This is a genomic window from Klebsiella sp. 10, assembly GCF_018223925.1.
Lineage (GTDB): Bacteria > Pseudomonadota > Gammaproteobacteria > Enterobacterales > Enterobacteriaceae > Klebsiella > Klebsiella pneumoniae.
The window spans coordinates 1-11755 of the sequence record NZ_JAGRRB010000030.1; the positions used below are offsets into that span (position 1 = coordinate 1).

The following is an 11755-nucleotide window of genomic DNA, read 5'->3' on the forward strand; positions in this document are numbered from 1 at the left end:
GCGGAGCAGCGCTGGCCAGCGCTGTCGAACGCGGAAGCCAGCACGTCGATCACTACCTGCTCGGTGAGCGCCGACGAATCGACGATCATCGCGTTCATCCCGCCGGTTTCGGCGATCAGCGGCGTCGGGCGGCCCTGGGGATCGAGGCGGCTGGCGATATTGCGCTGCAGCAGGGTGGCCACTTCGGTGGAGCCGGTGAACATCACGCCGCGTACGCGCTCATCGGAGGTTAGCGCGGCGCCCACGGTCTCCCCGCGACCCGGCAGCAGTTGAATAACGCCCGGCGGCACGCCGGCTTCCAGTAGAATCGCCACGCCCTGGGCGGCGATAAGCGGCGTCTGCTCGGCAGGTTTCGCCAGCACGCTGTTGCCGGCCGCCAGCGCGGCGGCAATCTGGCCGGTGAAGATCGCCAGCGGGAAGTTCCACGGGCTGATACAGACCACCGGACCCAGCGGGCGGTGAGTTTCATTATCGAAATCGTCGCGCACCTGGCCGGCGTAATAGTGCAGGAAGTCAACGGCTTCGCGCACTTCAGCGATGGCGTTGCTGAAGGTTTTACCCGCCTCGCGCACCAGGATCCCCATCAGGGTCGGCATTTGGCTTTCCATCAGCACCGCGGCGCGCTCAAGAATGGCGGCGCGCTCCTGCGGCGGAGTGGCGAACCAGATCGGCGCATTGTTGATAGCGCTGGTCAGCGCCTGCTGCACTTCAGCGTCGCTGGCTTCGCGGACGTAGCCGACGATATCTTTCGGCTCTGCCGGGTTAACCACCGGCTGCATCTCGCCTTCGGCCACCGGCTGCTCCAGCATCGGCAATGCCTGCCATTTATGCAGCGCGCTGTTGAGCAGGGAAGAGGAGAGGGAGGCCAGACGGTGCTCGTTCGCCAGATCGAGACCGGCGGAGTTGCTCCGGCCGCTGCCGTAGAGATCGCGCGGCAGCGGGATTTTCGGATGCGGCAGGCCGGCCTGGCCTTCCTGCTGCGCCAGTTTTTCTACCGCGCTGACCGGGTCGGCCACCAGCTCGTCCAGCGGCAGGGTATTGTCCGCGATACGGTTGACGAAAGAGGTATTGGCGCCGTTCTCCAGCAGACGACGCACCAGATACGCCAGCAGCGTCTCGTGGGTGCCCACCGGGGCGTAGATGCGGCACGGCCGATTCAGTTTGCCGTCGGCGACCTTGCCCACCACCTGCTCGTAAAGCGGTTCGCCCATGCCGTGCAGGCACTGGAACTCATACTGGCCCGGGTAGTAGTTCTGGCCTGCCAGCTGGTAGATAGCCGCCAGAGTATGGGCGTTATGGGTGGCAAACTGCGGGTAAATCAGGTTCGGCACCGCCAGCAGCTTCTTCGCGCAGGCGAGGTAGGAGACGTCGGTGTAAACCTTGCGGGTGTATACCGGATAGCCTTCGAGACCTTCCATCTGCGCGCGTTTAATTTCGCTATCCCAGTAGGCGCCTTTCACCAGACGGATCATCAGGCGACGGCGGCTGCGGGTGGCGAGGTCAATCAGGTAATCAATGACAAACGGACAGCGCTTCTGGTAGGCCTGAATCACGAAGCCAATCCCGTTCCAGCCGGCCAGTTCCGGCTCGAAGCACAGTTTTTCCAGCAGGTCGAGGGAGATCTCCAGACGGTCTGCCTCTTCGGCGTCAATATTGATGCCGATGTCATACTGGCGCGCCAGCAGGGTCAGCGATTTCAGCCGCGGGTAAAGCTCTTCCATCACCCGGTCATACTGCGCGCGGCTGTAGCGCGGGTGCAGCGCGGAGAGCTTAATGGAGATACCCGGACCTTCATAAATGCCGCGGCCGTTGGAGGCTTTGCCGATGGCATGGATCGCCTGCTGATAAGAAACCATATAGGCCTGGGCGTCAGCGGCGGTCAGGGCGGCTTCGCCGAGCATATCGTAGGAGTAGCGGAACCCTTTTTCTTCCAGCTTGCGGGCGTTGGCCAGCGCTTCGGCGATGGTTTCCCCGGTGACGAACTGCTCGCCCATCAGGCGCATCGCCATATCCACGCCTTTGCGGATCAGCGGTTCGCCGCTCTTGCCGATGATGCGGTTCAGGGAGCGGGAGAGGCTGGTCTCGTTATGGGTCGACACCAGTTTTCCGGTGAACAGCAGCCCCCAGGTGGCGGCGTTGACGAACAGCGACGGGCTGCGGCCGATGTGCGACTGCCAGTTGCCGTTGCTGATTTTGTCGCGGATCAGCGCATCGCGGGTGGCTTTATCCGGAATACGCAGCAGGGCTTCCGCCAGGCACATCAGCGCCACCCCTTCCTGTGAAGAGAGGGAGAACTCCTGCAGCAGGCTCTGCACCATGCCGGCGCGGCCGCTGGCGGTTTTCTGGTTGCGCAGTTTTTCCGCCAGCTGATACGCCAGCTTGTGCGCCTGTTCGCCCAGCGGCTGCGGCAGACGGGCCTGCTCCAGCAGCATCGGTACCGCGTCGGTTTCCGGACGTCGCCAGGCGGCGGTGATCGCCGCGCGGCTCACCGACTGCGGCAGGATCTGCTCGGCGAATTCGAGGAATGGCTGATAGGGCTCTTCCGTTGGTTCGCTGGCGTCATCGCTTTCGTTGGCGGCCCCGGAGAGCAGGGCCGGCAGCTCAGGCAGCGTCTCGTCGTTCTCCAGTTTTTCCAGATAATTAAAGATGGCCTGCTTAATCAGCCAGTGCGGCGTGCGGTCAATACGGCTCGCGGCGGATTTAATGCGCTCGCGGGTTGCGTCGTCAAGCTTAACACCCATGGTGGTGGTGCCCATGCTCAAAACTCCTGTCATTTATCGTTAGGCTTATGCGGTTGCATGGAAATATCCACTATGTTGCAACTTTGTGCAACCTTGTTAATTGTGGCTTGTGACGGAAGCCGTGAAATGGCTAATTTGTTAAAAATAACCCCTAAAATAGCAGAAATTTAACCCCGGGCTCATAGGGTATTTGTATGCGTGAGTTAACACTTTTGTTTGGTGCAACCTTTAAAAACGTGAGAGAGTGCAACCTCTAACAAATTGACGTTTTGCGCCGTCGGTTTTTCGTGTAAATGCTGTGTTAAATCGTTTGTGAAAAACCGAAGCTTCCGTCAGGATACGGTCGCCCAATTAAACAATGCGCCATTACCCCGTTCCGGTAGTGGAAAAAAACGACGAAGTTGGACGCTGTCGATAAAAATTCTGGAGACTTTGCATGGCTATTAGCACACCGATGCTGGTGACATTTATTGTTTATATTTTTGGTATGGTATTGATAGGGTTTATTGCCTGGCGTTCGACCAAAAACTTCGATGATTATATTCTCGGGGGAAGGAGTCTGGGGCCATTTGTGACCGCGCTTTCCGCAGGGGCGTCGGATATGAGCGGCTGGCTGCTGATGGGCCTGCCAGGGGCGATTTTTCTCTCCGGGATTTCCGAAAGCTGGATCGCCATTGGCTTAACGCTGGGGGCGTGGATTAACTGGAAGCTGGTGGCCGGTCGCCTGCGCGTGCATACCGAGGTGAATAATAACGCCCTGACGCTGCCCGATTATTTTACCGGCCGTTTTGAAGATAAAAGCCGGGTGCTGAGAATTATTTCGGCGCTGGTTATTCTGCTGTTCTTTACCATCTATTGCGCTTCAGGAATTGTCGCGGGGGCGCGTCTGTTTGAAAGCACCTTCGGCATGAGTTATGAAACCGCACTGTGGGCCGGGGCGGCGGCGACGATTATCTATACCTTCGTCGGCGGCTTCCTCGCGGTTAGCTGGACCGATACCGTGCAGGCCAGCCTGATGATTTTTGCGCTGATCCTCACCCCGGTGATCGTGATTATTTCCGTCGGCGGCTTTGGCGATTCGCTGGAAGTGATTAAGCAGAAGAGCATCGAAAATATCGACATGCTGAAAGGGCTGAACTTCGTGGCGATTATCTCGCTGATGGGCTGGGGGCTGGGTTATTTCGGTCAGCCGCATATTCTGGCGCGCTTTATGGCGGCGGATTCGCACCACAGCATCGTTCACGCACGTCGCATTAGTATGACCTGGATGATCCTCTGCCTCGGCGGGGCGGTGGCCGTCGGCTTCTTTGGCATCGCCTACTTCAATAACAACCCGAGCCTGGCGGGCGCGGTTAACCAGAACGCCGAGCGCGTGTTTATCGAACTGGCGCAAATCCTGTTTAACCCGTGGATTGCCGGGATCCTGCTGTCGGCGATTCTGGCGGCGGTGATGTCCACCCTGAGCTGTCAGCTGCTGGTCTGCTCGAGCGCAATTACCGAAGACCTGTATAAAGCCTTCCTGCGTAAAAACGCCGGTCAGAAAGAGCTGGTGTGGGTGGGCCGTATGATGGTGCTGGTGGTTGCCCTGGTGGCCATTGCCCTGGCGGCCAATCCGGAAAACCGCGTGCTGGGTCTGGTGAGCTACGCCTGGGCTGGCTTCGGCGCCGCCTTTGGCCCGGTGGTCCTGTTCTCGGTAATGTGGTCGCGCATGACCCGTAACGGCGCGCTGGCCGGGATGGTGATTGGCGCCCTGACCGTGATCGTCTGGAAGCAGTTTGGCTGGCTGGGCCTGTATGAAATCATTCCGGGCTTTGTCTTCGGCAGCATCGGGATTGTGGTCTTTAGCCTGCTGGATAAAGCGCCGTCGGCCAGCATGCAGCAGCGCTTTGCCGAAGCGGATGCCCACTACCATACGCCGCCGCCGGTACGCGCCACGGCTGAGTAAGATCATCTAATGCTCACGAGCCCGCCGCTGGCGGGCTTTTTATTGCCTGGTGCCGTGCCGGAATATTATAACCCTTGCTAATTATCTGAAAATCCGCTGATATTTCCTGACTAATAACAATGAGGATAGCAAAGATGACGTTCAGACAGGGTGCAATGGCGCTGGTGCTGGCAGGGTTACTCAGCGGCTGCGTGGCGGGTGGAAGTTCATCGACCAGCGCGCCGAAGCCCGGCGTCTGCCCGGCGGATAAGTCCATGGTGCAAACCACGCTTTACTTCGGTCTGAGCCGCCCGGCGGGGAAAGACATCACCGCTGAAGAGTGGCAACAGTTTGTCGACCGTGACGTCACGCCGCGCTTTCGCGACGGGCTGACGGTGTTTGATGCCCACGGCCAGTGGCTTGGCCAGAATGGTCAGGTGGTGCGGGAGCAGAGCAAGGCGCTGATGGTGATCCATGGGCATGACGCGCAGAGCGAGGCCGGTATTGAGGCTCTGCGCCAGGGCTATAAATCACGCTTCGCGCAGGAGTCGGTGATGCGTGTCGACCAGCCGGTCTGCGTGCAGTTCTGAGTAAACGGCGGGGGCAGCCCCGCCGTTTGTTTTACAGCACCAGCCCGGCGAAGCTGGCGGAAAGCAGGCTTACCAGCGTGGCGCTATACACTAGCCGCAGGCCGAAGCGGGAGACGATATTGCCCTGCGGTTCATTCAGGCCTTTGATCGCCCCGGCGATAATGCCGATCGAGGCAAAGTTGGCAAACGACACCAGGAATACCGAGAGAATGCCGAGCCCGCGAGGGGTCATGCTGGCGGCAATCTTTTGCAGCTCAATCATCGCCACAAATTCGTTAGCGACCAGTTTGGTGGCCATGATGCTGCCGGCGTTTAGCGCATCGCTCAGCGGGATGCCGATAAGCCACGCCAGCGGATAAAAGACGTAGCCGAGAATCTGCTGGAAGCTGAGACCAAACAGGGTGGCGAACAGCGCGTTAATGGCGCTGATCAGGGCGATAAAACCGATCAGCATCGCCAGAATAATCATTGCCACTTTAAAGCCGGCCAGAATATATTCCCCGAGCATTTCAAAGAAACTCTGCGATTCATGCAGCTTCTCGAGTTTTATTTCCTGCTCGCTGCCCGGCCGCGTCGGGTTAATTACCGACAGCACGATAAAGGTGCTGAACATATTGAGGATCAGCGCTGCGACGACATATTTGGCGTCCAGCATGGTCATATAGGCGCCGACAATCGACAGCGATACGGTCGACATGGCCGTCGCCGCCATAGTGAACAGTCGCCGTGAGGAGAGGTCGCCCAGTACGCCCTTGTAGGCAATGAAGTTCTCCGACTGGCCGAGGATCAGCGAGCTGACCGCGTTGAAAGATTCCAGCTTACCCATGCCGTTTACTTTCGACAGCAGGGTGCCAATCACGCGAATAAAAATCGGCAGGATCCGCCAGTGCTGGAGAATACCAATCAGCGCGGAAATAAACACAATCGGACACAGGACGCCCAGGAAAATAAAGGCTAAGCCTTTTTCGCTCATGCCGCCAAAGACGAAATTGGTCCCTTCGGCGGCAAAGCCTAACAGCGAAGCAAAAAAGCCGGAAATATTTTTTACCAGCCACAGGCCGCTTTCGGCGTGCAGGAAAAAGAAAGCGAGCGCTATTTCGATAATAATCAACTGGAGAATATAACGAATACGAATTTTTTGTCTGTCGTAGCTGACAAGCCAGGCCAGGGCGAGGATCACCGCCAGCGCCAGCAGGAAATGAAAAAATGCAGTCATGTTGTTCTTTTCGCAAGTCAATAAGGCCGCCATTTAGCCATAGCCGCTACGGCGGGTAAATATCTGGCGTAAAAAATCCTTTGCTTATTCTTTCCCTTCATAACAGGCGAATATTTTCATAAGTCATTATTTGTCAGCGATTTATTTACAACTGATCATCATTCTCTGCACATTTCGCTTGTGTTTCTGAGCATTGTAATGATAATCACTATCATAAATATTACCTGTTTTTGCATTCGTTGACGGTGCTTTACATTTAAGGGTATTGGCATGTTTGTCCCATTTCTCATTATGTTACGCGAAGGCCTGGAGGCGGCGCTGATTGTCAGCCTGATCGCCAGCTATCTGAAACGCACCCAGCGCGGCAACTGGATTGGCGTGATGTGGATTGGCGTGATCCTCGCGGCGGCGCTGTGTCTTGGCTTAGGCATCTTTATCAACGAAACCACCGGTGAATTTCCTCAGCGTGAACAGGAGCTGTTCGAAGGGATCGTCGCGGTCATTGCGGTGGTGATCCTGACGTGGATGGTCTTCTGGATGCGCAATGTCTCACGCAACGTCAAGCAGCAGCTGGAGCAGGCCGTGGACAAGGCGCTGCAGCGCGGTAATCACCACGGCTGGGCGCTGGTGATGATGGTCTTTTTCGCGGTCGCCCGTGAGGGGCTGGAGTCGGTCTTCTTTCTGCTGGCGGCCTTCCAGCAGGATGTCGGCATCTGGCCGCCGCTGGGGGCGCTGCTGGGTCTGGCCACCGCTATCGTGCTGGGCTTCCTGATCTACTGGGGCGGTATCCGCCTTAACCTTGGCGTGTTCTTCAAATGGACCAGCCTGTTTATTCTGCTGGTGGCCGCTGGCCTGGCCGCGGGGGCGATCCGCGCCTTCCACGAGGCGGGCCTGTGGAACCTGTTCCAGGATACCGCCTTCGATCTGAGCAACGTGCTGTCGACGCATACGCTGTTCGGCACGCTGCTGGAAGGGATCTTCGGTTATCAGGAGACGCCGAGCGTCAGCGAAGTGGCTGTCTATCTGCTTTATCTGATCCCGGCGCTGGTGCTGTTTGCCCTGCCGCCGCGGAATAATACCACTGCCTCGCGGGCTGCCTGACCGGGCGCTGCGAGCTTATAAGCGACACTCTACTTACCGAAAGGGATGATCATGATGATTCATTTTCGCCGTAATGCGCTGCGGGTGACCGTGGCCGCGCTGCTCAGCTCTGCATTTGGTGCTCAGGCTGCGGATATCCCGCAGGTCAAAGTCACCGTCAACGACAAGCAGTGCGAGCCGATGCGGGTGACCGTTAACGCGGGTAAAACCCAGTTTATTATTCAGAACCACAGCCAGAAAGCGCTGGAGTGGGAGATTCTGAAAGGGGTGATGGTGGTGGAAGAGCGCGAAAACATCGCTCCGGGCTTTACTCAGAAGCTCACCGCGAACCTGCAGCCGGGCGAATATGACATGACCTGTGGCCTGCTCACCAACCCGAAAGGCAAACTGATCGTCACCGGCGCCGCCACCAAAGACGCGGCGAAAGCGGATGCGGTGCTGAGCCTCGGCGACGCGATCACCGCCTATAAAGCCTATGTGACGGCGGAAACCGCGCAGCTGGTTAGCGGCACCAAAGCCTTTACCGACGCGGTGAAAGCCGGCGATATCGAAAAAGCGAAAGCGCTGTACGCCCCGACGCGTCAGCATTACGAGCGCATCGAGCCCATTGCCGAGTTGTTCTCTGACCTTGACGGCAGCATCGACGCCCGCGAAGACGACTTCGAGAAAAAAGCGGAAGATCCGAAATTTACCGGTTTCCACCGTCTGGAAAAAGCGCTGTTTGGCGATAACAGCGTCAAAGGGATGGAAAAATATGCCGATCAGCTGAACAGCGATGTGCTGGAGCTGCAAAAGCGTATCAGCGAGCTGGCGTTCCCGCCGTCAAAAGTCGTGGGCGGCGCGGCAGGATTAATTGAGGAAGTCGCGGCCAGCAAGATCAGCGGTGAAGAAGATCGCTACAGCCATACCGATCTGTGGGACTTCCAGGCCAACATTGACGGCGCGCAGAAAATTGTCGACCTGCTGCGCCCGCAGCTGCAAAAAGAGAACAGCGCGCTGCTGGCGAAAGTGGACGCCAACTTTAAGAAAGTGGACAGCATCCTCAGCAAATATCGCACCAAAGACGGCTTCGAGACCTACGATAAGCTGACCACCGCCGACCGTAATGCGCTGAAAGGGCCGATCACCACCCTGGCGGAAGATCTGGCTCAGCTGCGCGGGATCCTGGGGCTGGACTAAGTCGATGGCACAGCAGAAACCCCACGACGTGAACGAGCCGTCACGTCGTCGCTTACTGAAAGGGATCGGCGCGCTTGGCGGCGCGCTGGCCATCACCGGCGGCTGCCCGGTAGCGCATGCGGCAAAAGCGGAAAGTTCCCCGGGGACGCTCACACCCGACGCGCGCCAGGAAAAGCAGCCATTCTATGGCCGGCATCAGGCGGGCATTCTGACGCCGCAGCAGACTTCGATGATGCTGGTGGCCTTCGATGTGCTGGCGGCTGATAAAGCCGACCTCGAGCGGCTGTTTCGACTGCTGACCCAGCGTATCGCCTTTTTAACCCAGGGCGGCCCGGCGCCGGACACGCCGAATCCGCGGCTGCCGCCGATGGATTCCGGCATCCTGGGGCCGTGGATTGCACCAGATAATCTGACCATCACCGTCTCGGTCGGCCATTCGCTATTTGATGAGCGCTTTGGCCTGGCGGATAAAGCACCGAAAAAGCTGCAGCCGATGACCCGCTTCCCCAACGATTCGCTGGATGCCGCGCTGTGCCATGGCGACCTGCTGCTGCAGATCTGCGCCAATACTCAGGATACGGTGATCCACGCCCTGCGTGATGTCATCAAACATACGCCGGATCTGCTCAGCGTGCGCTGGAAACGGGAAGGGTTTATCTCCGACAGCGCGGCGCGCAGCAAAGGCAAAGAGACCCCTATCAACCTGTTGGGGTTTAAGGACGGCACCGCTAACCCGGCGAGCCACGACAGCGCGTTGATGGATAAGGTAGTGTGGGTGACAGCCGATCAGGACGAGCCGGCCTGGACCGTGGGCGGCAGCTATCAGGCGGCGCGAATTATCCAGTTTCACGTGGAGTTCTGGGATCGGACGCCGCTCAAGGAGCAGCAGACGATCTTTGGTCGCGACAAGCACACCGGTGCGCCGCTGGGGATGAAAAACGAACACGATACCCCGGATTACAGTAAAGATCCTAACGGCGAAGTCATTGCGCTGGATAGCCATATTCGTCTGGCCAATCCCCGCACGCCGGAAACCCAGTCCAGCCTGATGATGCGCCGCGGCTACAGCTATTCGCTGGGGGTTACTAACGCCGGACAACTGGATATGGGGCTGTTATTCGTTTGCTATCAGCACGATCTGGAAAAGGGTTTTCTGACGGTGCAGAAACGGCTTAACGGCGAGGCGCTGGAGGAGTATGTCAAACCGATCGGCGGGGGCTACTTCTTTGTTTTACCCGGCGTAGTGGATGAAAAACACTATCTGGGAGAGTCGCTGCTGCAGGCCTGATACCGACCCTGCCCGTATGGGCAGGGCGTTTTCTGCTGTTTTTCTCATTTTTCTTATATTTCCTGCCATGTGTTATATTTCTGTAATACAAATGACCGATAGTCTCCTACACTTGCTTAAGAACTATTTGTTGCGTCATTGTGAAAAATAAGTTGCATTAAGAATCTTTTTTGATGTACTTATTACATACGCGGTAGTTCCCGGCAGTGTGACGTTTCACTATGGAGATCGCGAATGGTAAGGTCCCGTACCGGACAACGTAAAACCTCAGACCGTACTCTTCAGCACGGAAGCCCCGCTTCCGGCAGCGATTTTCTTACTCTTTCTCTCTCCGCTTCGCATTATTACAACCTTGGCAGGGTACGCGGTGCGCGTAGCCGCGACTCGTTGTCAGTTCTACCGGCAAGCAATGGCTTACAAGGAAGCCAAACCTCAATCGTTCGTGCGCATAGTCGCGTCGATGTTGACGCGTGTGATGTAAACCAACAACGCAAGGTGCTATCCATGGGAAGACAAAAAGCAGTGATCAAAGCTCGTCGTGAAGCAAAACGTGTGCTGAGACGGGATTCACGCAGCCATAAGCAGCGTGAAGAAGAATCGGTCACATCGCTTGTGCAAATGAGTGGCGTAGAAGCAATTGGCATGGCGCGGGACAGCCGTGATACTTCCCCAATTGAGGCGCGCAATGAGGCTCAGGCGCATTATTTGAATGCCATCGACAATAAGCAGCTGATTTTCGCTACCGGCGAAGCTGGATGCGGCAAGACCTGGATCAGTGCGGCGAAGGCAGCTGAAGCCCTGATCCATAAGGATGTGGACAGAATTATTGTTACCCGTCCCGTTCTGCAGGCCGACGAAGATCTCGGCTTCTTACCGGGAGATATCGCCGAGAAGTTCGCTCCCTATTTCCGACCGGTTTACGATGTGCTGGTGAAAAGGCTGGGGGCTTCCTTTATGCAGTACTGCCTGCGTCCGGAAATCGGCAAGGTGGAAATCGCGCCGTTCGCCTATATGCGCGGACGTACCTTTGAAAATGCGGTGGTGATTCTGGACGAGGCCCAGAACGTGACCGCAGCGCAAATGAAGATGTTTTTAACCCGCCTCGGGGAGAACGTGACGGTCATCGTCAATGGCGATATCACCCAGTGCGACTTGCCCTCTGGCGTGAGATCTGGCCTGAGCGATGCGCTGGCGCGTTTTGAGGAAGACGAGATGATCGGCATCGTGCGTTTCACCACCGATGACTGCGTGCGCTCGGCTCTCTGCCAGCGGACGCTGAAAGCCTATTATTAATCGTCATACTGTGAGCAAGGCCCGGGCTAGCCCGGGCTTTGTTGTTTTTGGGCATCCTCCCGGCGGCGCTGCGCTTAGCCGGGCTACCTGGCGGGTAGGGTCTGGTAGCCCGGGAGAGGCATTGCTGCCGACCCCGGGGATGTCTGCGGTGCCACATGCGAAAAAAAAGCCCGTACATGCGTACGAGCTCTTCTTAAAATATGGCGGTGAGGGGGGGATTGACTCGCTTCGCTCGCCGTTACTCGGCCCATCCCTGGGCCTCGCCCCTGCGGGGCCAACGCAGGCGTTGTTCAAAAACGCTCCCGGCGTTTTTGTCGGGGCAGCCCGCTCGCAGGCTGGCAGTCTGTCCAACTGGCTGCGCCAGTTGTCGAACCCCGGTCGGGGGTTCTCATCCCCCCGGCGGGTGCCACATGCGAAAAAAAA

Annotated in this window: 8 protein-coding genes; 6 read left to right on the forward strand and 2 right to left on the reverse strand. The window is 57.6% G+C overall.

What is annotated here, in order from left to right:
- Nucleotides 1-2756: trifunctional transcriptional regulator/proline dehydrogenase/L-glutamate gamma-semialdehyde dehydrogenase (gene putA, locus KHQ26_RS25535; RefSeq protein ID WP_040224164.1), on the reverse strand; the 2756-nt coding region annotated here is incomplete at its 3' end.
- 421 nt (nucleotides 2757-3177) lie between these two features.
- On the opposite strand from putA, the gene putP reads away from it, so the two are divergent.
- Together putP and KHQ26_RS25545 are read left to right on the forward strand one after the other, a co-directional pair.
- Nucleotides 3178-4686: a sodium/proline symporter PutP gene (putP, locus tag KHQ26_RS25540; RefSeq protein WP_004147889.1), complete on the forward strand. Its 1509-nt coding sequence runs from the start codon at nucleotides 3178-3180 to the stop codon at nucleotides 4684-4686.
- 134 nt (nucleotides 4687-4820) lie between these two features.
- Entirely contained in the window at nucleotides 4821-5255 is a 435-nt protein-coding gene (locus KHQ26_RS25545) for a DUF3574 domain-containing protein (protein WP_004150827.1), read from the forward strand.
- 31 nt (nucleotides 5256-5286) lie between these two features.
- Here the strand turns inward: KHQ26_RS25545 and KHQ26_RS25550 are convergent, their stop codons facing one another.
- Nucleotides 5287-6471: a NupC/NupG family nucleoside CNT transporter gene (locus KHQ26_RS25550; protein WP_002898911.1), complete on the reverse strand. Its 1185-nt coding sequence runs from the start codon at nucleotides 6469-6471 to the stop codon at nucleotides 5287-5289.
- A gap of 270 nt (nucleotides 6472-6741) precedes the next feature.
- On the opposite strand from KHQ26_RS25550, the gene efeU reads away from it, so the two are divergent.
- The 4 genes from efeU to phoH all read left to right on the forward strand — a co-directional run bounded on the left by efeU (nucleotide 6742) and on the right by phoH (nucleotide 11332).
- Nucleotides 6742-7572: an iron uptake transporter permease EfeU gene (gene efeU / locus KHQ26_RS25555; RefSeq protein ID WP_002898913.1), complete on the forward strand. Its 831-nt coding sequence runs from the start codon at nucleotides 6742-6744 to the stop codon at nucleotides 7570-7572.
- Between the two features lie 51 nt (nucleotides 7573-7623).
- Nucleotides 7624-8751 (forward strand): iron uptake system protein EfeO, encoded by a 1128-nt coding sequence (gene efeO, locus KHQ26_RS25560; RefSeq protein WP_020804578.1) that lies wholly within the window; start codon nucleotides 7624-7626, stop codon nucleotides 8749-8751.
- Between the two features lie 4 nt (nucleotides 8752-8755).
- Entirely contained in the window at nucleotides 8756-10039 is a 1284-nt protein-coding gene (gene efeB / locus KHQ26_RS25565; RefSeq protein WP_020804583.1) for an iron uptake transporter deferrochelatase/peroxidase subunit, read from the forward strand.
- A gap of 504 nt (nucleotides 10040-10543) precedes the next feature.
- Complete coding sequence (gene phoH, locus KHQ26_RS25570; protein WP_002898923.1) at nucleotides 10544-11332, forward strand: phosphate starvation-inducible protein PhoH; 789 nt, start codon at nucleotides 10544-10546, stop codon at nucleotides 11330-11332.
- Nucleotides 11333-11755 lie beyond the last annotated feature (423 nt).

Coding starts and splice junctions, on each gene's coding strand:
- putP (WP_004147889.1), top strand. CDS start 3,178: ATGGCTATTAGCACACCGATGCTGGTGACATTTATTGTTTATATTTTT.
- efeO (WP_020804578.1), top strand. CDS start 7,624: ATGATGATTCATTTTCGCCGTAATGCGCTGCGGGTGACCGTGGCCGCG.
- efeB (WP_020804583.1), top strand. CDS start 8,756: ATGGCACAGCAGAAACCCCACGACGTGAACGAGCCGTCACGTCGTCGC.
- phoH (WP_002898923.1), top strand. CDS start 10,544: ATGGGAAGACAAAAAGCAGTGATCAAAGCTCGTCGTGAAGCAAAACGT.
- KHQ26_RS25550 (WP_002898911.1), bottom strand. CDS start 6,471: ATGACTGCATTTTTTCATTTCCTGCTGGCGCTGGCGGTGATCCTCGCC.
- efeU (WP_002898913.1), top strand. CDS start 6,742: ATGTTTGTCCCATTTCTCATTATGTTACGCGAAGGCCTGGAGGCGGCG.
- KHQ26_RS25545 (WP_004150827.1), top strand. CDS start 4,821: ATGACGTTCAGACAGGGTGCAATGGCGCTGGTGCTGGCAGGGTTACTC.